Annotated in this window: 19 protein-coding genes; 11 read left to right on the forward strand and 8 right to left on the reverse strand. The window is 34.9% G+C overall.

What is annotated here, in order from left to right; all coding sequences use genetic code 11:
* Positions 1 to 6 precede the first annotated feature (6 nt).
* Complete coding sequence (locus tag AAYQ19_RS08195) at positions 7 to 552, forward strand: hypothetical protein (protein WP_343535759.1); 546 nt, start codon at positions 7 to 9, stop codon at positions 550 to 552.
* 35 nt (positions 553 to 587) lie between these two features.
* Positions 588 to 1,493 (forward strand): N-acetylmuramoyl-L-alanine amidase, encoded by a 906-nt coding sequence (locus AAYQ19_RS08200; protein ID WP_343535760.1) that lies wholly within the window; start codon positions 588 to 590, stop codon positions 1,491 to 1,493.
* 374 nt (positions 1,494 to 1,867) lie between these two features.
* Here AAYQ19_RS08200 and AAYQ19_RS08205 read toward each other — a convergent pair whose 3' ends face one another.
* From AAYQ19_RS08205 to AAYQ19_RS08235, 7 genes are all read right to left on the reverse strand, one after another.
* On the reverse strand, positions 1,868 to 2,941 hold the full coding sequence (locus AAYQ19_RS08205; RefSeq protein ID WP_343535761.1) for an outer membrane beta-barrel protein: 1,074 nt from the start codon (positions 2,939 to 2,941) through the stop codon (positions 1,868 to 1,870).
* A gap of 592 nt (positions 2,942 to 3,533) precedes the next feature.
* Entirely contained in the window at positions 3,534 to 4,499 is a 966-nt protein-coding gene (locus AAYQ19_RS08210) for a glycoside hydrolase family 5 protein (RefSeq protein ID WP_343535762.1), read from the reverse strand.
* Between the two features lie 11 nt (positions 4,500 to 4,510).
* Positions 4,511 to 5,743, reverse strand: coding sequence for a glycoside hydrolase family 27 protein (locus AAYQ19_RS08215; RefSeq protein WP_343535763.1), 1,233 nt, complete (start codon positions 5,741 to 5,743; stop codon positions 4,511 to 4,513).
* 96 nt (positions 5,744 to 5,839) lie between these two features.
* Positions 5,840 to 6,874 carry an IPT/TIG domain-containing protein gene (locus tag AAYQ19_RS08220; protein WP_343535764.1) on the reverse strand — a complete coding sequence of 345 codons (1,035 nt, stop codon included), beginning with the start codon at positions 6,872 to 6,874 and terminating at the stop codon, positions 5,840 to 5,842.
* Between the two features lie 21 nt (positions 6,875 to 6,895).
* Positions 6,896 to 8,494: a RagB/SusD family nutrient uptake outer membrane protein gene (locus AAYQ19_RS08225; protein ID WP_343535765.1), complete on the reverse strand. Its 1,599-nt coding sequence runs from the start codon at positions 8,492 to 8,494 to the stop codon at positions 6,896 to 6,898.
* Positions 8,495 to 8,506: 12 nt separating this feature from the next.
* Positions 8,507 to 11,698 (reverse strand): SusC/RagA family TonB-linked outer membrane protein, encoded by a 3,192-nt coding sequence (locus AAYQ19_RS08230; RefSeq protein ID WP_343535766.1) that lies wholly within the window; start codon positions 11,696 to 11,698, stop codon positions 8,507 to 8,509.
* A gap of 312 nt (positions 11,699 to 12,010) precedes the next feature.
* Positions 12,011 to 12,889 (reverse strand): AraC family transcriptional regulator, encoded by an 879-nt coding sequence (locus tag AAYQ19_RS08235; protein WP_026728055.1) that lies wholly within the window; start codon positions 12,887 to 12,889, stop codon positions 12,011 to 12,013.
* A gap of 296 nt (positions 12,890 to 13,185) precedes the next feature.
* Here AAYQ19_RS08235 and AAYQ19_RS08240 point away from each other — a divergent pair, with 296 nt between their 5' ends.
* From AAYQ19_RS08240 to AAYQ19_RS08280, 9 genes are all read left to right on the forward strand, one after another.
* Positions 13,186 to 14,322, forward strand: coding sequence for a glycoside hydrolase family 26 protein (locus tag AAYQ19_RS08240; RefSeq protein ID WP_343535767.1), 1,137 nt, complete (start codon positions 13,186 to 13,188; stop codon positions 14,320 to 14,322).
* 36 nt (positions 14,323 to 14,358) lie between these two features.
* On the forward strand, positions 14,359 to 15,747 hold the full coding sequence (locus AAYQ19_RS08245; protein WP_343535768.1) for an MFS transporter: 1,389 nt from the start codon (positions 14,359 to 14,361) through the stop codon (positions 15,745 to 15,747).
* 33 nt (positions 15,748 to 15,780) lie between these two features.
* On the forward strand, positions 15,781 to 16,971 hold the full coding sequence (locus AAYQ19_RS08250) for a glycoside hydrolase family 130 protein (protein WP_343535769.1): 1,191 nt from the start codon (positions 15,781 to 15,783) through the stop codon (positions 16,969 to 16,971).
* 6 nt (positions 16,972 to 16,977) lie between these two features.
* Positions 16,978 to 18,168, forward strand: coding sequence for an AGE family epimerase/isomerase (locus AAYQ19_RS08255; protein WP_343535770.1), 1,191 nt, complete (start codon positions 16,978 to 16,980; stop codon positions 18,166 to 18,168).
* A 43-nt stretch (positions 18,169 to 18,211) separates the two neighbouring features.
* Positions 18,212 to 18,772: a carbohydrate binding domain-containing protein gene (locus AAYQ19_RS08260; protein WP_343535771.1), complete on the forward strand. Its 561-nt coding sequence runs from the start codon at positions 18,212 to 18,214 to the stop codon at positions 18,770 to 18,772.
* Positions 18,773 to 18,777: 5 nt separating this feature from the next.
* Positions 18,778 to 20,013 carry a glycoside hydrolase family 26 protein gene (locus AAYQ19_RS08265; protein ID WP_343535772.1) on the forward strand — a complete coding sequence of 412 codons (1,236 nt, stop codon included), beginning with the start codon at positions 18,778 to 18,780 and terminating at the stop codon, positions 20,011 to 20,013.
* Between the two features lie 151 nt (positions 20,014 to 20,164).
* Positions 20,165 to 21,451 carry a glycoside hydrolase 5 family protein gene (locus AAYQ19_RS08270; RefSeq protein WP_343535773.1) on the forward strand — a complete coding sequence of 429 codons (1,287 nt, stop codon included), beginning with the start codon at positions 20,165 to 20,167 and terminating at the stop codon, positions 21,449 to 21,451.
* On the forward strand, positions 21,452 to 23,011 hold the full coding sequence (locus tag AAYQ19_RS08275) for a glycoside hydrolase family 28 protein (protein WP_343535774.1): 1,560 nt from the start codon (positions 21,452 to 21,454) through the stop codon (positions 23,009 to 23,011). It begins immediately after the preceding gene.
* A gap of 106 nt (positions 23,012 to 23,117) precedes the next feature.
* Positions 23,118 to 25,097, forward strand: coding sequence for a retaining alpha-galactosidase (locus AAYQ19_RS08280; protein ID WP_343535775.1), 1,980 nt, complete (start codon positions 23,118 to 23,120; stop codon positions 25,095 to 25,097).
* Positions 25,098 to 25,199: 102 nt separating this feature from the next.
* Here AAYQ19_RS08280 and mgrA read toward each other — a convergent pair whose 3' ends face one another.
* Entirely contained in the window at positions 25,200 to 26,156 is a 957-nt protein-coding gene (gene mgrA / locus AAYQ19_RS08285; RefSeq protein ID WP_343535776.1) for an L-glyceraldehyde 3-phosphate reductase, read from the reverse strand.
* Positions 26,157 to 26,397 lie beyond the last annotated feature (241 nt).

Below are 26,397 nucleotides of genomic sequence, written 5' to 3' on the forward strand. Positions count from 1 at the left end.
CTAATTATGAAACCTACGAACATTTTTTTTCTTTTGATTTTTACTTTATGCTGTGTTAACGCAGCATCAGCTCAATATGGTGGCTATAACAGTGGTTATGGTGGAGGTTATGGCGGTTATGGACGTGGTGGCGGAATGGGAATGGACAGAAGCATGATGGCTGGCCCGCAAAGCACTCCAAGCAAGCCAAAAGAAATTCCTGCAGAGGAAACTGCCGCGAAAATCGTTGAACAAATGAGACCTGAACTAAAACTTGATGATCTTCAAGCAATTGCTATCACTAACGCTTTAGCAGATAGTATTAGAGAGCAAGGTGTACTTTTAAAAAACGAAAGCAGTAGTCAAGATCAAAAAGTAGAGCAAATTAATGCCCTAAGAGAAAGCACTACTAAAAAGATTAATGCTTTTTTGAATCCTGACCAAATAGAAAAGTACAAAGAATTCATGGCCAATTTCAAAGGAGTTCAAAAAGATAAATCAAAGAAGAAAAAAGACTCTAAAGATCACAAAGAAGCAACCGAAGAAGAAAAAACAAAAAAAGCTGAAGAATAATATTCAAAAAACTTCATCTCAAAATGTAAATGATCATGATAAAAAAACATTTATGTTATTTGGTTTTAGCAATTATAATAACTTCTTGCTCTACAAATCCATATAAAAGCACTGAAAAGGTTTACGATCAGCAGCTTAAAAATTTAGAAAATCAAATTACAAGCAAGGATCCACAAGCGATTCCTCCTGTAAGCCCAGTGGTGATTGATACTACTTACGCACAACAACTTGGCATTATTAAAGATACTTTATCAAAAACAGGTTCAACTCATTTAGTAAATGGCATCACAACAGAATGGATTGGAACTGTGAACTTTAATTTAAGAAAACCAAGCTTTATCATCATTCATCATACAGCGCAAGATTCTCTTAAACAAACGATAAACACTTTCACAAAAACCAAAACACAAGTAAGCGCTCATTATATTATTTCGGAAAACGGAAAAGTGGTGCAAATGCTTAATGATTATTTAAGAGCATGGCACGCAGGAGCGTCAACTTGGGGAAAAAATACTGATATCAATTCAAGCTCGATCGGGATCGAGTTAGACAACAACGGATTTAAACCTTTTACAGAAAGCCAAATCAGCAGTCTTGTTGCTCTTTTGACAAAATTGAAAAAAGATTATAATATTCCGACGCAAAATATTTTAGGACATTCTGACATTGCACCGGGAAGAAAACAAGATCCGAGCGCTTTATTCCCTTGGAAAACATTAGCCGAAAAAGGTTTCGGAATTTGGCCAGATGAAGTTTTAGAAGAAGCTCCTTTTGATTTTAAAATTGAGCCTGCTTTGAGAATAATTGGTTACAATACAAAAAATCTTTCGGCGGCGATTATGGCTTTTAAGTTGCATTACATTCAAACTGATGTAACCCCTACTCTAGACCGAAAAACAATAGATACTATTTATTCAATTTACAAAAAACAAGTTCAGTAATATAGTTCTGTAAAAAATACAAAGAGGCTGTTTTATAAAAACAGCCTCTTTTTTTATGCCAATATCTTAGTTATAATAGCACACAGATGATGCAGATCAAACAGGTTGTCGCTGTTTTTTTTTATCTGTAAAAATCTGTTTAATCCGCGTCATCTGCGTGCCATTTAAAGATATTATTTCAACAAGATAAATCTTCACAAAGAAAGGACGCACCGCAGTACGTCTCTACCATATAATACATAAATACATTACCGATTAACGCAATACATTTCACATTTTCACATTATCTCATTGTCCTCCTAATAAAAAAGCTGCCAAAACATTAATATGTTTCGACAGCTCCAAAAAAAAAAAAAAAATATCAATCTTTATCTCTAGAAAGAGTATGTTGTAGCAACCAGAGCAAAAATCGAACCGCCTGTTGGCATTGCATCTTTATCTAAAAAGATATCTTCTGATGCTGCATCGTATCTTAACTCAGGAATTATTGTCAATTTTCCAACTTTGTAATTTAAAGAAACAGTATTTGCAAAAACATTTGAGCCAGTCAATGTTCCTAAACTTGGCGCCGCGCTTTTAGCATCAAAATATTCCATTCTGTAAGCCAATAACAAAGACGGAGAGAATGAATAATTTGCATATCCTACTAATGAGAACCATTCCCCATCGTCAGCGCTTATAAAATCATTTTTAGTTTTTGCATAAGTTGCATTAAATCCAAGTGCGAAACTATCACTTAATGTTTTTGAAGCAACTAAGTCAAATTGCGTTTTATTTTCATCTGAAGCCGGATTTGAACTTCCTGATGTAAAATTCAAATATGCACTTCCTGTTTCACCTATATATCCAACTTGTCCGATATATGTTTTTTGTGACGAACCCGCATCCATTGCCGATTTAAAATCTGTTGGGTTAGTAATACCGAACATCGCTGTAAACTTTCCTGAAGTATATTGCGCTTTTAAACCTGTATTAAAGAACGGCCCATAAGAAAAGGCATATGACATACTGTAGTTTTTATTATCAACAGCATCTAAGACCTCATATCCTATGTGAGTACCAAAACTACCCACAACAAATTTGAATTTTTCGGTAACTTGGTAAGTGAAAAATAATTGTTTAATTAAAAATTTTGCATTTATATCTTTATCTGTTGTTTCATTATATGAAAATTCACCCGCTCTTTTTCCGAATCCTAAATCTACAAATACAGAGGCTTTTCCAAAAGTGTGTCCTGCTTCAACAGACGCCATTCCTAATTCAAATGAATCCTGAGAGTTGGTAAAGCTCGTTAATCCATTCATTTGTTTCGAAAAATCGTATTTATAGTACGCATCTGCTGATCCGCCCCATGTCGTCGCTGGTGAAGTTGCAGTTTCTGTATCATCTTGGGCAAAAGCAAAAGAACTCGTTAACATCGCGGCAAAAATGTGTAATACTTTTTTCATGTTTTAATTGGTTTTTGGTTATTAATTGATTCTGGTTAGTTAATCTTTATATATTTTAAAAAATAGTAAATAGCACTTTTAAAACCCTTAATCGCCCTCTAAAACCCCCTCATTTTCTTTAGCGAATTTATTAACTTTTGCATGAGTAGAACAATCCAAAAGTACTTTTTTGACGTTTTAGAAGCAGAATTATGGATTACAAAAATTAAACAAGCAATAATCGTTATTTGACATTTATACGGATTCATTTTTGAAAATTCAACAATGCATTTTTAATCACTAACCACTTTAAAACACACAAAACGCAAAACAAAACAACAAATGAAACCAAAAAACCACTTAAAAATACATTAAAAAACAACTACCCCCTAAATTTTTAGGGGGTAGTTGTAAAAAATAAAATAAATAAGAATTTACAACAAAAATAAGCAACCTTCGAAAACCTTTATTAACAGAAAATAAAATTCTTACAAAAACACCCCTACAAAACTTCTAAAACCTCATGATGATGCAGATCATTTTTTTGGTTTAAAAAAACAAAAAAGCCTGTCCAAAAATTGAACAGGCTCATAAAAGAAACAGGACGACTAAATTAATCCTGTGTATTGTATTTTTTCAAAAACTCCCTAACCTTGATTCCCGATTCTTTCAAATCTTCATCTTTCCATTTCCCTTCAGACTTTGCCGATTTCTTCAGAATAGAACAAGTTTCATCTTTATCAGAAACCGACCATGTAATCCAGCTGAGTTTTCTGGCTTCCATCCAATCAATGTATTCTTGCCAAGCTTTCATATTTAACGGCCCATCACCCGAAGCTTCCATTCCAGCAGATTCTGAAACAAAAACAGGTACTCCTTTTTTTATTGCTGCGTCGGTTCGATCTCTTAATTCCTTTCCATGCGTTGCTGCATAAAAATGCATCGTATACATTATATTAGAATATGCCATAATAGGATCTTCTGCCGGAAGATCAATATCTTGATCCCAATGCGGGCAACCAACCAAAATGATATTATTAGGATCATTTTCTCTAATTATACGGATTATTTCCTCGGCATATGCTTTGACTTCCCACCAGCTTTCATAATCCGGCTCATTAAACACCTCATATATTATATTAGGGTATTTAGCATACTTTTTTGACATCTCTGCAAAAAATGCCGAAGCTTCCTTCAAATTAATATTATGACTGTGCCAATCAATAATAACATAAATATCTGATTTGATAGCGCCATTTACAACTGCTTCAATCTTTTCTTTAGCAAACTGTGGATCTTTCATATAAGACATCTCCCCTAATTCGATTCCATTCGCCGCCCGAACCACATTGCAATTAAAATCTTTTTTCAGCCAGCTCACTGCTTTTTCATTATAAAATCGTGGCCACATACTATGCCAGCCAAAGCTCAAGCCTCGCAACACAATAGGTTCATTATTTTGATCCACTAACTGAGTGCCTTTCAAACTTAATTGACCGTGTTTTTTCACAAACTGAGCCTGCAAATTACCAACAATCAATAATAAAACAACAGTAAGGAAGTAAGCTTTTGATTTCATAAATTTTAAGTTTAAGGAGTTAGACGAAGTGTAATTACATCATGAGAAGCAAGATCTGAAATAAAATTCTTTTTAGTTGTACCTATTTCTTTATTTTTCCAAAGATCTTTTATTTTATAAGTCACTTTATTGAAATCAGCTTCAAAACCAAAATCAGCATCTTTAATACTATTCTTTTTAAAATCGAAATTAACCTTTTTAGCAACATCACTTCGGTTTAAAAAAGTAATTGCCCAATTTCCATCTGCTAAAGGCTTAACCCAAACTTCTAAACCATCTTCCACCGAATATTTAAATCCTTGAATCCCTAATTTATCTTGGTTAACTGCAATTAAATCCTTATTTGTCAAAATTGCCAATGTTTCGTTCGACATTTTTCGGTAGTCGTTTCCTGTAAATAATGGTGATGAAAGCATGCACCACATTGCAAAATGCGCTTTGTCTTCGGTATCATTCATTTCATTTCCAACTTCCATCATATCAAAATCATTCCAGTGATCTGGGCCAGAATATTTGCGAATATCTTTTCGCATTTCAGCAATTTTCATGAATCCCCAAGACGACCAATTTTCTGGATGTTTGAATTCACAATCAAAACAAGGATAAATATCGCCTGAAATCCTCCAAAGATTCCCAACAGGTTTCCCCCATTCCCAAGGCTGATTGTCTCCCCATTCACAAAGACTAAAAACAATTGGCCTACCAGCGGTTTTCAATGCGTTGCTCATTGTTGTATAAGCTTCGGGAGCTGTAATACCTTTAGTGTTACACCAATCGTATTTCAAGAAATCAATTCCTAATTTTGCATAAAAACGAGCATCTTGATATTCGTAACCGCGAGTCCCTGGATATCCCGCACAAGTTTGAATGCCGGCGCAATTGTACAAGCCAAATTTCAAACCTTTGCTGTGCACATAATCAATAAGCGCTTTCATTCCGCTAGGAAATTTAACTGGATCCGGAACTAAATCGCCATTTGCATCGCGTTCGTGCGTCATCCAGCCGTCATCTAATACTATATAATTATAACCCGCAGCCGCCAATCCTGAAGAAACCATAATATCAGCGGTTTCTTTTACAAGTTTTTCATTGATATCTGTCCCAAAAGTATTCCAAGAATTCCATCCCATTGGCGGTGTCATTGCCAAGCCTTCAAATTTCCCTCCCGTTTGATTATGTGTATTTCCTTGCCCAAAACTTAAACTCGAAACAAACAAAACGAGTACTGAAATAATCTTTTTCATTTTTAAAACTTCTAATTAATTATTCTAAAAAAAAGTATTCCCTAATTTTCTCAATTAGGGAATACTCAAACAAAACTCAAAACAAATTACTGCTTACTATTTCAAAACAAATCCCATGTCATCCATAAGAATTGTATTTCCTCCAAAATTCCCTGATTCCTGAAGCGTTAACTGATCAAAAGTTGTTGGATTTCCGATATCAGAAAACGGAATCTCAATTGTTGTCCATTGTGATGTAATTGTTTTTTTGATTTGGTAAGCCCAACCTCCAAAAACAAAGATCACACTCGCTGCAGTATTAGTTGAAACACTTTTCACTTTTACTCTGAATGCTTTGTATTTTGAAACATCTCTTGAATTAAACTTCATATCAGCTCCATTCCATCCTCCAAAAACAAATTTAATCGCAGCTTCACCCTGAACTTTATCGTCTTTGAAGTTCGTGTCAAATGTATCTCCGCCACTCCACATCCAGTGCCCAGCATCTCCTTGTAAAACATCATCATATAAAGCTGAACCAACAGCTTCTTCTGAAGTTGTAGACCCTGAAATATTTGTTACAGTCACATATTTATCTGTAGCATTTGCTGGCATTTTAAATTTAATTTCTGTCAATGTTGAAGAAATAACCGGCACATCAATTGTTCCCACTTTTACTGTTGGATTCAAGAAATAATCACCATAAACTGTTACAACATCGCCAGCAGCAGCATTAATTGAATTATAGCTATTGAATTTTGGCGTTGGTGGTGCCACTACAAAGTCGTATAAAACTGTCCCTTGCTTTGTAACTAACTTCAATTTGTTGCTTGAATTTGCATAAGGTGTTTTCTCATCAATCAATACAAATATTGCTGTATCTGTTACTAATGTAGGATTGAAATACGTATCAAAATCATTAAAGTAGATTTTTGTTACGGTTGAAAGTCCAGTTCCTTGAATGACATAGTAATTTTTAGGATCACCAACTGTTACTGGAACCAAAGGCCCTTCTACAGATTTTGAAACACTCGTAATTACCGGCCCGCCTCCACTGCTTGATGCTTCATCATTACTGCAAGACGAAAACACAGCCAGCACCATAAATGCCATTATAAAAGGCAAAAGGTATTTTATTTTTATATTTTTCATAATTGTCATTTTTTTTAGTAATTATTTAAAAGTATACGGAACTGGCGCTTGCAATAATTTAGGGTTTTTAGCTACCTCGTTGTCCGGATAATCCATATAGAAGTCATTTGTTGCATGATCTTCGCTATAAACTGGCGTGTAATGACGCTCGCCATATCTATCTCCTCTATTTTGTGCCGACATAATTGCGATTGCTTTATTTTTGTCGATACGCCCTAGATCAAACCAATAATCACCCTCAAAACACAATTCTTTTCTTCTTTCTAAAAAGATATCATCAAATGTAATTGAAGTTAAATTTGCCAAACCAGCTCTCTTTCTAACGGCATTAATTGAGCTTAATGCGCTAGCATCTGTAGTACTTGCATTTGCTCCTAAAACTGCTTCTGCGTGAATAAGCAGCAATTCAGCATAACGCATTACATAGGTATTATTATCCATCATTGCCCATGCATCGGCTTGACCAGTAGCGCTTCCGTTTACTAGACCAATACAGTATTTTTTAATTCCTCCACCAGATGCCTGAGCCAAATCTTTTCCAGTTGGAACTGTAAACCCTATACCTTGAGTCGTTTTGATATTCGGGTAAGAATCTCCGCCTACCATAACTGTTTCATGCTTTCTCACATCTCCTGCTCCATATAAAGAAAGAAGCACTTCCTGGCTCGGACCAAAAACTCCCGCATACGAAGCGTTTGATGTAGACAATGTTCCGTCTTGGAATCCAAATTGTGTATTACAGTTGTTAGCAGAACCATAAGCTCCGTCACCTTTCCATTGAATAGCAAAAATAGATTCTTCGTTATTATTGTTTGGATAAGTAAACAAATCTCCAAAACTCTTAGTTGGCAATTGATCACCTCCTAGCAATTTAAACTCCCCACTACTGATTACAGCTTCTGCCATTGCTTTTGCATTTGCATAATCTTTTTGGTACAAATAAACTTTAGCCAACATTGCTCTAGCAGAACCTTTAGAAACGTGTCCGTTGTTAGCATAATTAGTTCCTCTTGTTTTTGTAGCCAACAATTCAATTGCTTTTAAATAATCCATTGTGATTAATTTATAAATATCTGCAACTGTATTTGTGTTTACATAAGGATTGCTCGTGTAATCAAGCGGATTTTCAATAATTGGCACTGGTCCCCAAAGTCTTACCAAATCAAAATAAGCCGTAGCTCTCATGAAATAAGCTTCTCCCATAGTGTTATCCAAAACTGATTTATCAACATCTGGACCTACTCTGGCTGCCAAAAAGTTAATAATCATATTTGACTGTTGCACATTTGCCCATAATGATGACCAACCGTTTACTAATTCAGGATCACTTCCGTTTAACGAAAATGTTCTCAATCCGCTTACGTCTGGAGAACCTGAATACATGTTTCCTGAACCCACTTCAAGCGCCCACCAAAACTTGTTATACATTTGGAACCAAGTTCTGCTGTACATACCATTTGTTGCTGATGAAACTTGATCGTTTGTGCTGTAATACGAATCCAAACTTATTCCATCTTCAGAAGGTCTGTCTGTAAAATCATCTGAACATGATGCAAAAGTCAGAAATGCTGTTGCTATAAAAAGCAAACTATATCTATTTAAAAAAGATTTCTTTTTCATTTTTTTTAATTTTTAAAATTCTAAGTTAAGACCAATTAAAAACGTTCTTGCAATTGGATATCTTCCGTTGTCGATTCCTGATAAAAGCACATTTTGATTAAATGAACCAATCTCTGGATCGTAACCAGTATACTTAGTAAACGTGTATAAATTCTGAGCAGATCCGTATAATCTTAATCTTGAAATTTTATATTTTGAAATAACATCTTGTGGCAAAGAATACCCCAACGTAACGTTTTGAATTCTTAAATAAGAACCATCTTCTACATAACGATCAGAAATCAATAAGTTGTTATTTGCCGAATCTGCAATTGGTCTTGGATTATTGCTCGCTGTATTTGTAGAAGAATAATAATCCATTGCATCAACTAATTGGTTGTCATACAAAGAAGCATTTGTTGTTCCTGCTCTTTTTGTCAAGTTCATAACATCATTTCCATAAGATCCTTGAAGGAAAATAGAAAGATCTACATTTTTGTATTTGAAATTGTTTGTGAAACCGTAAGTGAATTTTGGATGTGGATTTCCAATAAATGTTTTATCATTTGCATCAATTTTTCCATCTCCATTAACATCAACATATTTCACATCTCCAAGGGCAGTTTCTCCAGCTCCAGTTCCTACAGGCTGTCCAAATTGAAGTGGCGCTTTGTCTAAAACTGCTTGATCTTTGAAGATTCCGTCTGTTTTATATCCGTAGAACAATCCAATTGGGTTTCCAACTGTAGTATTTGTTACAACAACTGGCTGATACCCATTTGTATTTACTTCTTGTGTCAACACGATTCCGTTTGCGATTTCATCCAAGTTATTTTTGTAATGAGAAACCACCGCTGTAGCATTCCAATTGAAATTACCTGTAGATCTCAAATCATAACCAAGCGTCAAATCAAAACCTTTATTGCTCATTGTACCTAAATTAGAATACGGTGCAGAAACTCCTCCGTATTGACCTCCACCTCCAGTTAAGTAAAGTGGCAATGGTACTTGGAACAAGAATCCTTCTGATTTTTTATCATAAACATCAAAACTTGCAGAAAGTTTGCTGTCAAACATAGTAAAATCGATACCAATATTGGTTTGATTTAAAGATTCCCAAACTAAATTTGGATTTGGATAATTTGAAGGCAAAAATCCGCTTCCTAATCCTGAATTTTGAGTTCCTAACATAGCAGAGTAACTGTTGTTTGGAATTTGTTGATTTCCAGTTTCTCCGTAACCAATTCTAAATTTAATGTTGTCAACATATTTGCGTGTTCCTTCCATGAAAGGCTCGCTAGACAATCTCCAAGAACCAGAAATCGCGTTGAAAACACCTTTTTGATTGTCAGTAGTTGGGTCAAATTTAGACGAAACGTCCTGTCTGATTGAAGCCGTAATACTATACTTATCATTGAAATCGTAAATTACACGAGCAAAAAGAGACGAAAGTGATGCACTACCTTTATATTGTGTAACTGTATTATTATCTACATCAGCTAAATTAATAGTATGAATTGAATTAGTTTTGAAACCTTGTGCCGATGCGATTAAACCTTCCCAATGAGAATCGTTTGCTTCTTGACCCGCTAAGATTGTAAATTTATGTTTACCGATTGTTTTATCGTAAGTCAATAAGTTTTTGATGTTTGTAGAATACCAATTTTGTCTTCTTACATCAAGATCTGCCAATAAATTAGTTTGGCTACCCCATTTGTACGATGGTCTAAAATCATCATTTTCAGAAAACTCAGTATTTGCTGCTAATTCGATACGGTATTTCAACCCTTTAATAATCTCAGCTTCAGCATATACATTTCCTAGGAAATTTTTTCTAACCAATTTATTATCTCTCGTCAAAGCCTCAGCAACTGGATTGTAATACGTAACGCTTTGTTCTGACGATGGTGGTCCAGCAAAAGTTCCGTCGCTATTTCTAACTGGGATATCTGGCGATTGCAATAAAGTATTTGAAATCAAACCAGAGAAACTTTGGTTTACCGTAATTCTTTCATTTGTGATACCACCTGTTAGGTTTCCTCCAACTCTCAACCAAGATTTGATTTTAGAATCTAAATTCAATCTTACTGTATATCTTTTCAAACCAGAATTAATGATTGTTCCTTCGTTATCTAAATAACTTCCAGACAAATAGTAGCTTGTTCCATCTTTAGCACCAGAAAATGACAATTGATGGCTGTTTGAAATTGCAGTTCTATAAACCTCATCTTGCCAGTTAGTTCCAGGTCCTAATAATTCAGGATGAGAAAATTCTTGACGTGTTTGAAAACCCCACATTTTTGCTAAATCAGTTTTTAAAGTTGCATATTGCGACAAATTCAAAACATCTAATTTATTTGCAACAGTAGCAAATGATGTATAGTTTTCATAAGATACTTTTCCTGTTCCTTTTTTACCCTGTTTAGTTGTGATAATGATTACACCATTTGCACCTCTAGATCCATAAATTGCTGTTGCCGAAGCATCTTTCAAAATATCCATCGATTCGATATCATTTGGATTGATCATTGAAAGCGGGCTCATTGCGTTATTTCCGCTTCCTCCTGAAGAAGAAAACCCATCTTTTCCTGCCAAAGTTTGACCACTTGTTGATTTTCCAGTTGCATCACCAGAAATTGGCACACCATCAATTACATACAAAGGCTCATTTGTACCTGTAATAGAAGTAGTTCCACGAACCCTTACAGAAGCCGCACCCCCAGGCTGTCCTGAATTGTTTGTTACAGAAACCCCAGCCGCTTTACCTTGAAGCATCTGATCTATAGAAACTTGTTTTAAATTTTCAATATCTGTTGATTTTACTGAAGATATTGCACCGTTTACGTCTTTCTTTTTCTGAGTTCCGTAACCAATTACAACAACTTCTTTTAAATCTTCTGAACTAGATTGTAGCGTAACATTGATTTTTGTTCTGCCACCAATAGCTATTTTTTGAGAATCAAATCCAATAAACGAAACTAATAAAGTTCCGTTTGCAGGAGCATCGATCGTGTATTTACCATCAAAATCAGATGAGGCAGTAGTTTTTGTACCAACAACAGAAATGTTGGCTCCAGGAATGGTCAATCCCTTGTCATCAGAAACTACTCCTGATATTTTAACCTGAGCAGTAATAAAATTACTAGTCAGTAACAAGAATAAAATCAAAGGAACTGCTCTGTGGTTAGCATTCCAATGAATAAAGTTAGTCATTAGTTTTTTCATAATAAATGTTTGGTTAGTTTAAATTTGTTTTACTCATAATTAAGTAATAAAAAGGGTGTGATTTATTTTCTAAATTATTTAACAAATCTATAACAGAACAAAACATCAAATCGATAATATTATATCATTTAATGATAATATTTTTACTATATCTTCTTAAAAAAACATATATGAAAATAAAAACAAACATTAATTGCATTTTTCGCAATAGCACCCTTTCAATAAGCACTTCTTATAAATAAAAATGAACGAATTTGCCAAAAGCAAACGATTTCGTTAAAAATAATATTTGTTTGTGAAAAAAAAGTATCATTATAAAATACGTTTCAATCCTGAAAATTCTTCGCGATATTGGCTAGGGGTACAATTTTTAGTAGCCTTAAAACTGCGATTGAAGTTGGCAATATTATTGAAACCCGACTTAAAAGCAACTTCAGAAACACTCATGTCTTTCTCAACCAGCCAACGTGCCGCATATCCTATTCGGATATCATTAATATAATTGACAAAAGTTTTTCCTGTACGTTTTTTAATAAATCGGTTAAATGAAATTATAGACATGCTTGCGACGTTTGCAGCATCTTCTAAAGTGATTTTGTCGGCAAAGTTTTTTTGGACATATTCATAAACCAGCTTCATTTTATCATAATCATCAAACGTATCATAATCTACTGTATAAGTAGAAAGCAAACGCTGATTTCTGGAATTTGCCAAATCATATAATAAGGATGTGATTTCCAAAAAATAATCCATACCATCTAATTTAGACAGTCTCACAAGCCTTGGTGTTAATTCTTCAGCCGTTTTTTTCGAAAATAAAATCCCATGGATGGATCGATTAAACATATCTCGAATCGGATTCATGATTCGTCTTGAAAGCAAAGATTCGTGAAACAAGTCATTATGAAATTGTATCGTGATTTCATGTATTTTTTTGCTGGTACATTTATTTAATTCCCATCCGTGATACAAATTCGGACCAATTAAAACCAATTCAACATTGTCGATTTCTTCAATATTATCTCCAACAACACGCTTCACTCCTTTTCCGTTTAAGATAAAATTGATCTCAAATTCCGGATGATAATGAACCGGGAAATCAAAACTATCTTTAACGCGATCGAAAACCAAAAAACTGTCTCCAGCCGAAAGTGGCGCGATTTCTCTATAAAAATTTTTAGCGTTGCTCATATCTTAAAAACTATTTCGTGAAATAATCAGGTCATTTTTTGTTTGCAATAATATGATATATAATTGATAAAATAATATTAATTACAGAATAAACATCCAATTATCTTTGAAAAATAGAATTATCGATTTTACAGAAAGTGTATTAATAATAAACATTAATCATTTTTTATAGAATATCTTTTTATAGTTTTAATAATTTTATCTAGAAAACAATGCCGAATTATCGATTGAATTTTACAGTCTAAAAAACACACTCTGAGATCCTAATTTTGTGCAGATTACATCAAAAAAGTCAAATGAAAAAAAATATACTTGCTGTCTTTATCACCATATTCATTGGAACTTCATGCTCATCAAATAGCATTGCAACTAATACTAATTTGTCACTTTCAGATAAAAAAGCAACACCTGAAACTGTTTCGCTATATAAAAAACTAAACCAATTGATCCAGAAAGGATACCTATTTGGGCATCAAGACGATCTTGCTTACGGAGTAAACTGGAAATATGAAAACGGCAGAAGCGATGTAAAAGAAACAGCGGGAGATTACCCAGCAGTTTACGGTTGGGATATTGCCGGCTTAGAAAAAGATGACTCAAAAAATATTGACGGAGTTCCTTTCGACAAAATGAAACAATATATTAAAGAAGCTAATGAGAGAGGCGGAATTTCAACGATAAGCTGGCACTTTGACAATCCTGCAACAGGAAAAAATGCTTGGGATAATACGCCAAATGCAATAAAAACAGTTTTGCCTGGTGGCGAAAATCATAAAAAATTCATTTCTTGGCTGGATAAAGCCTCTAATTTCTTTTTGTCTTTAAAAGATAAAAATGGAAAAAACATTCCGATACTTTTCAGACCTTATCATGAACTTACTGGAGGTTGGTTTTGGTGGGGAAAAGGAAATTGCACGCCTGACGAATTCAAAGCAATATGGAAATTTACGTTTGAATACCTTCAGAAAAAAGGCGTTCATAACTTAATTTATATTTACAACACAAGCAGTTTTGGCACAAAAGAAGATTTCTTGGCAAATTATCCTGGTGACAATTATGCTGATATTTTAAGTTTTGACAGTTACCAGAATAATGACGACAAAGACGGCAAAAAATTCATTGACGAAGTTCAGAAACAACTTAAAATCGTAAACGAAATTGGTTTAGAAAAACACAAATTAATAGCTATTGCCGAAGCGGGCTACGAAGCTGTTCCAGATCCAAAATGGTGGACAGGGACTTTAAGTAAAGCTATTGGTGATTACAAAATATCCTATGTTTTGCTTTGGAGAAACCACGGCTGGCAGGAAAAAGAACAAAAAATGCATTATTATGCTCCGTTCTCTGGACAAACGAGCGAAAAAGATTTTGTTGATTTTTACAATCTTGACAAAACGCTTTTTGAAAAAGACATTCAAAAAGCTTTAAAATAACAACCAAACTCAAATCACAACCTTAAAAAGAACTCAATGCACGACAAAATTAATTTAAAAGAAAAAATCGGTTACGGTCTTGGAGATGCTGCATCATCCATGTTTTGGAAAATTTTCAGCATGTATCTTCTCTTCTTCTATACCGACGTTTTCGGATTAGCGCCTGCTGTCGTAGGAACCATGTTTTTAATTACAAGAATCTGGGATTCCTGCTTTGATCCAATTGTTGGAATCATTGCTGACAGAACAAAAACAAAATGGGGGAAATTCAGGCCCTATTTATTGTGGGTTGCCGTGCCTTTTGCCGTAATTGGGGTTTTAACTTTTTACACGCCAGACTTTGATGAAAAAGGAAAAATCATTTATGCATACGTTACTTATTCGTTAATGATGATGATTTATTCTTTGATCAATGTGCCTTATGCGTCACTTTTGGGCGTTATGTCATCTGACAGAAAAGAAAGAACGACTTTATCATCTTACAGAATGGTTTTCGCCTTTGGAGGAAGTCTTTTGGCACTGTGGCTGATAGAACCTTTAGTAAATTACTTCGGTGGAAGCCTAAATTCAAAAAATGGCTGGTTAATCACTATTGCCGTTTTTGGTGTAATCACAACAGCATTTTTCTGGGCTTGTTTTTTCTTTACCAAAGAAAGAGTAAAACCAATTGAAAATGAAGAATCAAACTTAAAAGAAGATTTAAAAGATTTACTGCAAAACCGTCCTTGGTGGATTTTATTAGGAGCAGGAATTGGGACTTTGGTTTTCAATTCAATTCGTGATGGTGCGGCTGTTTATTATTTCAAATATTATGTAAGCAGCAGTATCAATTTCAATTTTTCACTTTTCGGAACCGATTTTCACATGACGCCAACTTCAATTTATTTGGTTTTGGGTCAAGCTGCAAATATCATCGGAGTGATTTTGGCAACTCCGATTGCAAATAAAATCGGAAAGAAAAAAACCTTCTTTGGTGCGATGGCTTTGGCTTCTATTTTAAGCATCATTTTCTATTTCTTCGGAAAAGAAGACATTTTCCTAATCCTGACTTTCCAACTTTTAATCAGCATTTGCGCGGGTTGCATTTTCCCATTAATCTGGTCAATGTACGCAGACAGCGCTGATTATTCTGAATGGAAACAAGGACGAAGAGCAACTGGATTAGTATTCTCGGCTTCCTCAATGTCACAAAAATTTGGATGGACAATTGGCGGTGCAGGAGCTGGATGGCTTTTAGGTTATTATGGTTTTAAAGCCAACGTGGAGCAAACAGCCACAGCACAACACGGAATTCAATTAATGTTAAGCATACTTCCTGCAATCGCAGCAGCAATATCAGTAGCTTTTATCCTTTTCTATCCTTTATCTGAAGAAAAACTGCAAACGATAGAACAAGATTTAAACGAAAAAAGAGACCAAAAATAATTAAACATAAATCAGATACAGAAATAAAAATATATGACAACAATAGCATCTTCAGTTGGTTTTCAAGATCGAAAAGCAGCATTAGAAAAAGAACATAAAACGCTCATAGAGCAAAAAAATGCTCCTGAAGTAAATGCAGGAAACGGAATTTATCAGCGTTATCAAAATCCTGTTGTTACTGCAGCTCACGTGCCTTTGAACTGGCGTTTTGACTTAAACGAAAAAACAAATCCGTTTTTACAAGAAAGAATTGGAATGAACGCCGCTTTCAACGCGGGCGCAATGAAATGGAACGGAAAATACCTTCTTGCTGTGCGAGTAGAAGGTATTGACCGAAAATCATTTTTTGCTATCGCAGAAAGTCCAAACGGAATTGATAATTTCAAGTTTTGGGAAAAACCATGCGTAATTCCACAAACCGAAGATCCAGACACAAACGTATACGACATGCGTTTGATCAACCATGAAGACGGCTGGGTATATGGTATTTTTTGCACCGAAAGAAAAGATCCAAAAGCGCCAAAAGGAGATACAAGTTCGGCTGTAGCCAATGCAGGAATTGTGCGTTCTAAAGATTTAATAAACTGGGAAAGACTTCCAGATTTAATTTCGAATACAGGACAACAACGAAATGTGGTTTTGCATCCAGAATTCGTAAACGGAAAATATGCATTATACACACGTCCGCAAGACGGTTTTATTGACGTAGGTTCTGGTGGTGGAATCGGTTTGGGATATGTTGAAGACATGACCAATCCAGTTGTGAAAGAAGAAAAAATCATTTTCGGAAAACAATATCATACGATTTACGAGCTGAAAAATGGTCTTGGTCCTGCTCCTATCAAAACAGAAAAAGGTTGGTTGCATTTGGCACATGGCGTTCGTAATACTGCTGCAGGTTTGCGCTACACATTATACATGTTCATGACCGATTTAAATGACATAACAAAAGTAACTCATGTTCCAGCGGGGCATTTCATGGGGCCAGAAGGAATTGAAAGAGTTGGTGATGTTTCAAACGTATTATTTTCAAACGGATGGATTGAAGATGCTGACGGAACCGTTTACATTTATTATGCATCGTCAGACACTAGAATGCACGTGGCAGTTTCATCTGTTGCAAAACTAATTGATTACGTTACAAACACACCTGCTGATACTTTTATTTCTGCGGGTTCAGTAGAAACGATTATCAGTCAAATTGAAAAAAATAACGCAATATAATTCATCGTGTCAGCAAAACTAAAGCACTTAAAATCTGAACTCTCAGCAGAGCTTGATGCTATTTTGAAATATTGGTCCAAACATACCATCGATACTCAAAACGGCGGATTTATTGGACAAATCGATTTTAACGATCACATCATTGCTAATTCTGAAAAAGGTGCCGTTTTAAACGCCCGAATTCTTTGGTCTTTTTCTGCAAGTTATCAGGTTACTAAAAAAGAAGAGCATAAGGAATTGGCAAAAAGAGCGTTTGAATTTCTTTCAAAATATTTTTATGATGCTGAATTTGGAGGTTTGTTTTGGAGCATAAATGTTGACAAAACACCAAAAGACACCAAAAATCAAATTTATGCCTTGGCTTTTGCGATTTATGGATTATCTGAATATTATGCTATTTCTAAAGATGAAAAAGCTTTAGAAATAGCCATCAATTTATATTTAAAAATTCAGGAGCACAGTTACGACTCTGAAAACAAAGGTTATTTTGAAGCTTTTACTCGCGATTGGCAAAACATCGATGATCTGCGTTTAAGCGAAAAAGATGCCAACGAAAAAAAGACAATGAACACGCATTTGCATATTATTGAAGCGTATGCGAATTTATTCAAAGTCTGGAAAGACAAAACGCTTCAAAAAGACAGCATTGAGTTATTAGAAACAATCGACAAGCATTTTATTAATACTGAGACTGGACATCTACGTTTGTTTTTTGATGAAAACTGGATCGAAAAGCCCGACGTTATTTCATACGGTCATGATATTGAAGCGGCTTGGCTTTTATTGCAATGTGCTGAAATTTTTGAAGATGAAAACCTAATTTCTCGTTATAAAAAACACGCCATTCAAATTGCTGAAGTTACACAAGAAGGCCTTGATTCTGATGGTGGTTTGTGGTATGAATTAGAACTCGAACACAACAATCTTATCGCCGAAAAACATTGGTGGGTTCAAGCCGAAGCAATGATAGGTTTTTATACCGCTTATCAACTTACAAATGATGAAAAGTATTTGGATCTAGTTTTGAAAAACTGGGATTTCACTAAAAAACACATTCTAGACAAACAAAACGGCGAATGGTTTTGGGGAGTTTACAGCGATTATTCTGTAATGCAAAAAGACAAAGCTGGTTTCTGGAAATGTCCGTATCATAACAGCCGAGCCTGTTTAGAACTTATTCAAAGAATCAAAGATTAAATTTTCCGCACTTCAAATTTAGCATTGAATTAAAATATTGATTATGAAAACATTATTCCTTTTTTACTCGCTATTTCTAATTACAATAACAAATGCACAAACCAATTTGGTCAAAAATGGTGGTTTTGAAATGGAACTGATTAATTGGCGTGGAGAGGAAAATGCAAAGCTGACTCCCTACGATAAAAAATCAGGAACAAACAGCGCTGTAATCACTCAGTTTGTGGGTGCTGAATGGAAAGCTTTGGATCAAATAATCACATTACCAAAAAATACTTTTGCTTTAGAAATTAGCGGTTGGATAAAGTCTGATGCTATTGAAACTCAAAAGGAAGATTATAAATGTGGTGCGATAATCGCTGAATTTACAAATTCGGCTGATAAACAAATTATTGCAGAAAGAATTGGTCAAGCAACAGGTTCTACCAATTGGACTTTTTTCAAAAAAACAATAAAAACGCCTGCCGATGCTAAGAAAATAAGAATCATGTTGGCATTAGCACAAACCAATGGAACTGTTTTTTTTGATGATATAAAAGCCATTGCACTTTCGGAAGCAGAATATCTAAAAGCAAACCCGATTTCAACTAATCCTGAAAATTAAAGGAAATGAAACAAAATACCCTAAAAATAACTCTCATAACCCTATTAATTCTGACACTTGGAAGCTGTTCAAGCAATGATGATTCAGAACCACAAGTAGTAGTTGATCCACCGGTTGTGGTCGACACTGATCCTTTGACGACTCAAAATGCAGCAACTTATTTAGTAGATCCAAGTGCAACCAAAGAAACTGTGGCTTTGTTTTATAATTTGAAAAAATTAGCCAAAACCAAAACTGCAATTGGACAGCAAGATGCTTTTAACAGCTATTACCAAGATGCAGGCGGTGATTCTGACATTAAAAAAAATACGGGTTACGACCCAGCAGTTTTAGGTTCTGATTTTATGTTTATTACCGATAAAAACAATAACAGTCAAGCAGATAATTGGTATTATCAGCAAGAGCAAAAAATTGTTTCTGATGTTAAAGCGGCTTACGCGAAAGGAATAATCAACACCTTTTGCTGGCATTTAAGAGAACCAAACAAAGAGGAATCTTTTTACGCGGCCGATATGACAACGGACCAAAAAACGACTGCTTTTAAAAGCATTTTGCCCGGCGGTGCAAATAATGATTGGTACAAGAAAAAGCTTGACAAAGTAGCCAGTGTTGTTTTGAATTTAAAGGGCACAAATGGCGAATTGATTCCGATAATTTTCAGGCCTTTTCATGAATTTGACGGAAGCTGGTTTTGGTGGGGATCGAGTTTTGCCACCGCTGATGAATATAAGAAAGCTTATCAATTCACGGTTGATTATTTAAAGAATACAAAAGGCGTTCATAATATTTTATATGCTTTTTCTCCTGACAACTCATACACCACTCAAGCAGATTATCTAAGCCGTTATCCAGGTGATAGCTATGTTGACATTATTGGGATGGACAATTACGGAGATTTTAATAATCAAGGACAAACGGGCGCTGACAGAGCAAATAGCAAATTAAAAATGCTCTCAGATTATGCGAAAACAAAAGTAAAAATCGCTGCTTTGACTGAAACTGGATATCGCGTAACAAGCTCAACTCCGGCAATTACAGATTGGTTTTCCACTTTATTGTACAGCGCTTTGACCAAAAATGACATTCAAATAAGTTATGTCATGTTTTGGAACAATAATAAAGACGGTTATTATGTTCCGAATGGTTCGGTTTCAAATTCGACTGATTTCAAAAATTATAGTGCTAAAACAAAATCGGCTTTGGTGAATTCCTTGCCGAAGATGTATGAGTTGCCGAAATAACTTTTTTGTTTCAGGTTTCAGGTTTCAAGTTACCGCAAAAAACATTAAAAAACGTAAAGTTCTAGCCCTGATAGAAGCGGCATCCTTTTGTGGCGGGGTTCGCCATAAAAGATACAGCGGATAGCAGGATTAGCTCCTTAAAAAATAAATTATGAAAAATAAACTTCTAAAAAATATTTCTTTCGCTTTAATTTTCTCATCAATTGCTTGTCAGGCGCAGGAAAGAATTACTGTAAAGGGAACTCAATTTTACAAAGGCGATAAACCGTATTCCTATATTGGAACAAATTATTGGTACGGAAGTTTATTGGCTTCAAAAAAAGTGGGCGATCGAAAAAGACTGCTTCGCGAACTCGATTTAATGCAAAAAAACGGAATCGATAATTTACGAATTCTAGTTGGCGGTGACGGCGGAAAATATGATTTTACTGTTCGTCCGGCATTACAATATGAACAAGGAAAATACGATCAAGATTTGCTTGATGGTTTGGATTTTTTGATCAGCGAAATGAGCAAACGAAAAATGTATGCGGTTTTGTACTTGACCAATAACTGGGAATGGTCTGGTGGTATGTCACAATATTTGGAATGGAACGGCAAAGGTCCGGTTCCGGTTCCGGGAATTGCGCCAAATACTTGGCCTCAGTTTATGGCTTATACCGAGCAATTTCATAGTTGCGAACCTTGTATGCAGGCTTTAGAAAATCATGTAAAATTTATAATGGGAAGAACGAATGCATATTCCCATAAAAAATACACAGAAGACAATACCATTATGGCGTGGCAAGTTGGGAACGAGCCACGAACTTTTACTGCTGAAAATGAGGCAAAATTTACGGTTTGGTTAAACAACATTGTAAATCTGATGGATAGTTTAGATAAAAATCATTTGATTTCGACTGGTTCTGAAGGCTTGAACAGTTCAAACGACAGTATGGAAATTTTTGAAAGAACACATCAAAATCCGAATATTGATTATTTGACGATGCACATTTGGCCGAAAAACTGGAATTGGTTCAAAGCTGATAATGCCGAAGTAACGATGCCTACAACGCTAGAAAATGCTGGAAAATATATTGACAAACATATTGCTGTTGCAAATCATTTGAAGCGACCAATTATTATTGAAGAATTTGGTTTGCCAAGGGAAAATGAGAATTTAAATGCAAGCTCATCTGTAGCAAACAGAGATATCTTTTACAATTATATTTTTAGCCGAGTTGCTGAAAGCCGTAAAAATAATGGGCCACTTCAGGCAGCAAATTTCTGGGGATTTGGTGGCGAAGGAAAAGCCGTTAACCAAACTGGAAAATGGAATCCTGGCGATCCGTTAACTACAGATCCTCCTCAGGAACCGCAAGGTTTGAATTCGGTTTTTTCTTCAGATAAATCGACTTTGAAAATTGTAAAAGACTATAATTTAAAATTCAAAAAATAAATGAAATCATATCAAATTGTATTCTTTATTTTCTTCTCGATACTTGTAAACGCCCAAACTTTTGACATTACAAAATATGGCGCAATTGGCGACGGAAAAACAATAAATACAAAAGCGCTCCAAAATACAATTGATACTTGCTTTAAAAATGGAGGCGGAATGGTTTACGTGCCTTCGGGCGTTTTCATGACAGGAACTTTAAACTTAAAAAGCAATGTAAATCTGTATCTTGAAAATGGAGCAATTTTGAGAGGAAGCGCTAATTTACAAGATTATACTCCGGTAAATGGCGTTCATTACGGAATGTTTTTTACTGAAAATTCAGAAAATATTACAATTTCTGGAAGCGGCAATATTGATGCAAATGGCGATGTGTTTTTTGATACTACGAAAGCTAAAAAAATTGAATGGGGCGGTGTTTCGGGAACACGTCAAAAAGAAAACTTCAGAAAAGTTGCAGATGGCGGCATTGGCGATGGCCCAATTGTTCCGAAAGACAGACCCTACCAAACTTTAATCTTCAGCAATTGCAAAAGAGTGACCATTAAAGATGTTTTTATTTCTAATTCTTCTTTTTGGACCATGTTGATTGCCGATTGTGACAGTGTTTTGATTGACGGCATTCGCCTATGGACTAATATGTTGACACCAAATGCAGACGGAATTGACATTACTTCTGGAAAAAATATTACGGTAAGCAATTGTGATATTCGCACAGGAGACGATGCTATTATTGTTGTAGGTTATGCTTCGCACTTTGAAGTTCCTGGATTTAAGGATTTACGCCATACATCGGAAAATATTAATATTGTCAATTGTAATCTGCAATCAGCTTCAAGTGCAATTCGAATTGGATATTTTGATCAAAATTCGGTTCGCAATATCAATATTTCAAATTGTAATATTACCAATTCGACTCGCGGTATCGGGATTTTTTTAAGAGATCAAGGTTCATTGGAAAACATCAATGTTTCAAATGTCAATATCGAAACCAAATTGAGAACTGGCGATTGGTGGGGAAATGGAGAACCGATTCATATTTCAGCTGTTCGCGGAAAAGCGAAAGTGGCTGGAACAGAAACTGAAAAACTTGGCGTAATCAAAAATGTAACGTTCAGCAATGTAAATTGCAAAGCCGAAAACGGAATCTTGATTTTCGGTTCTGAAGAAAGCCGAATTCAAAACGTTACTTTCAAAAATATGACATTCGATTTTATTGACAGCAAACTGAATGACGTTGCTGGCGGAAATATAGATTTACGTGGTTGTTTAGACGAAAAACAACAACTTTTTGCTCGAGATATTCCTGGAATTTACGGACAGTATGTTGACGGTTTGACGATTGAAGATTTTAAATTAACTTGGACTGGAACGAGAATGCCTTATTTTACAAACGGAATCGAAATCAATAATTTCAATGATTTAAGAATTGATCATTTCAAAGGAACTGGATCGCCAATAAACAAAAATGCAGTTCCTGTTTTATTAGAAAACGGATCAAAAGCCGAGTTCGATTTAGATAAAAAGTTAACCGTAAAAATGGTTAATGTCAAAAATTAAAAATTTCTATTCACCATATAAGTGTTATAAGTTCATTTAATTGTTTTGGCTTTAAGCTTTTAACTAAATTGAACTTATATAACTTATATGGTTTAAAAATACCCACATGAAAAATGCATTTATTCTTTTTTGTTTTCTAGTCGTAAATCTTTCCTTTTCTCAGAAAAAACAAGACTTCACTGTAAATTCTCCGAACGGAAAAATTGAGATTAAAATTTCTGTAGATGATAAAATTTCGTGGTCGATTTCTCATGAAAAAGATTTGATTTTGGCACCTTCCGAAATGTCTTTGACTTTAGATGAAAATCAGGTTCTAGGGAAAAATCCTGTTGTTCTCAATTCAAAAAAAGAAACTGTAAATACTTCATTTGAAACACCTTTTTACAAAAAGAAATTCGTTCAAAATCATTACAATCAACTGACTTTAAACTTTAAAAATGATTTCAGCATTGAATATCGAGTTTTTGATGATGGTGCTGCGTATCGATTTATTACCAAAAAGAAAAAAGATATCATCGTAAAATCAGAAGAAGTAGTTTTAAATTTTGACAAAGATTATAACACTTTGATGCCTTATGTGAGAGATTTAAGAAATCCTAAAGATCCTTATATTTCTTCTTTTGAAGCGCATTATGAAAATAAAAAAATCAGTGAATTTGCAAAAGACACTTTAGCATTTTTACCGTTTTTAATTGATTATAAAAACCATAAAAAAGCGGTTTTTTTAGAAGCTAATTTGGAAGATTATCCGGGATTATTTGTTACGAATAACAAAAATAAATCGGGTTTTGAATCTCGTTTTTCAAAATATCCTTTAAAAGAAACCAACGGCGGATTCAACAATATCAACCGATTAATTACAGAAAGAGCGGATTATTTGGTTAAAACCAAAGGAACAAGAGCGTTCCCTTGGAGAGCTATTGTAATTTCTGAAAATGATGCTACTTTAGCGAATAATGATATGGTTCAGAAGTTATCGGAACCGTCAAAAATCAAAGACATTTCTTGGATAAAACCTGGAAAAGTAGCTTGGGATTGGTGGAACGATTGGAATATTTACAATGTCGATTTTAAAGCTGGAATCAATACACAAACTTATAAATATTACATTGATTTTGCTTCTAAAAACAAAGTTGAATATGTGGTTTTAGACGAAGGCTGGAGTTTGGAAGAAGACATCATGAAACACAATCCGAATGTCGATTTAGAAGCTTTAATCGCGTACGGAAACGAACGAAATGTTGGAATTATCTTGTGGAGTTCATGGATGGCTTTGACCAAAAATACAGACGGAATTTTAAAAAATTATGCCAATTTAGGAATCAAAGGTTTTAAAGTGGACTTCTTAGATCGCGATGATGCTAAAATGGTAAATTCGGTTTATGATATTGCTCAGAAAGCAGCGAATTATAAATTAGTTTTGGATTTCCACGGCATGTACAAACCAACTGGAATTCAGAGAACTTTTCCAAACATTTTAAATTTTGAAGGCGTAAAAGGGCTGGAAAATAACAAATGGACACCAAACGACGATGTTCCGTTATACGATACTACAATTCCGTTTATCCGAATGATGGCAGGGCCGATGGATTATACGCCGGGCGCAATGCGAAATGCAACCAAAAGCGAATTCAAACCAAGTCATTCGACTCCTATGAGTCAGGGAACAAGATGCCATCAATTAGCACTTTACACCATTTTTGAAGCGCCTCTCCAAATGATGGCCGATAGTCCGACAGCTTATATGGCGGCACAAGAAAGCACCGATTTTATTGCTAAAGTTCCGACCGTTTTTGACGAAACTGTTGCTCTTGATGGAGAAGTTGGAAAATTCGTCGCAATAGCTAGAAAAAAAGAAAATACTTGGTATTTAGGTGCCATTACAAATTGGGATTCAAGAGACATTACAATTGATTTTTCTTTCCTTGAAAAAGGTAAAAAATTCCAAGCCGAAATTTTCTCCGATGGTGTAAATGCTGATAAAGCCGCTGTCGATTATAAAAAAGAAATTATTACGGTTGATGCTACAACAAAGTTGACATATCGTTTAGCAAATGGTGGCGGATTGGCAATAATCATCAAATAAAAAAGGGAGGACAATTTGTTCTCCCTTTTTTATTTGATGATCTATAAGTATTAAACCCGACAGGTTTTGAAAACCTGTCGGGTTTCGTTCGAAATATATTAATTACGCTAATATCTTCTCAATCGCATTCAATTCATCATGAGAAAACTCCGTATTCTGAAGACAATCAATATTATTGCATAATTGTTTTACCGAGCTTGCACCAATTAAAACCGAAGTAATTCGTTTGTCTTTTTGCAGCCAAGCCAAAGCCATTTGTGCTAAAGATTGATTTCTATTCTGAGCAATTTCATTCAGTTGAACCAATTTCTGAATACGTTCTTGCGTCACCTCATCTTCTCTCAAATGCCCGTTTGGATTATGAGCGCGTGAGTTTTCTGGAATTCCGTTTAAATATTTGTCGGTTAAAAGTCCTTGTGCCAAAGGCGAAAATGCAATACAGCCCACTCCTTTTTCTTCTAAAACATCTAACAAACCATCTTCAACCCAACGTTGCAGCATCGAATATTTCGCTTGATGAATCAAACAAGGCGTTCCCAATTGTTTCAAAACATCAACTGCAACTCTAGTTTGTTCCGCAGAATAATTACTGATTCCAACATATAAAGCTTTTCCGCTTCGAACAGCATGATCTAAAGCCATCATTGTTTCTTCAATCGGAGTTTCAGGATCTGGACGATGCGAGTAAAAAATATCAACATAATCAATATTCATTCGCTTTAAACTCTGATCTAAACTTGACAGCAAATATTTTCTAGAGCCCCAGTCTCCATAAGGTCCTTTCCACATTGTATAACCTGCTTTTGTCGAAATCACAATTTCATCACGCAGATTTCCTTGAAAATTATGCCATAATATTTTTCCAAAATTCTCCTCCGCAGAACCTGGAACAGGGCCGTAATTATTCGCTAAATCAAAATGTGTAATTCCTTTATCAAAAGCTTCAATCGCAATGCTTTCGGCATTTTCAAAATTATCAACTGAACCGAAGTTATGCCATAATCCTAGAGAAATCTCAGGCAACAGTAACCCGCTTTTCCCACATCTATTATATTTCATTATTTTAGTTTAAGGTTCGTATTTAATAGATTTTAAAGGTAGAAAAATATCGAAAGCTATTAATTTAAAAAGTTGTGTTTTTTTTAAATCTCGCAAAGACGTGAAGTCGCAAAGTTTAAACTATGTCAGCTTTAACTGGATGTGAAAATAGCGAGTATAAAAAAAGGCTTTAGCCAAACTAGCGACAGTTTGGCTAAAGCCCTTCTAAATTCAACTCTTAACCCCTAGCTGAAGCTAGAGG

The sequence above is a fragment of the Flavobacterium mesophilum genome, from assembly GCF_039581405.1.
Taxonomy (GTDB): domain Bacteria; phylum Bacteroidota; class Bacteroidia; order Flavobacteriales; family Flavobacteriaceae; genus Flavobacterium.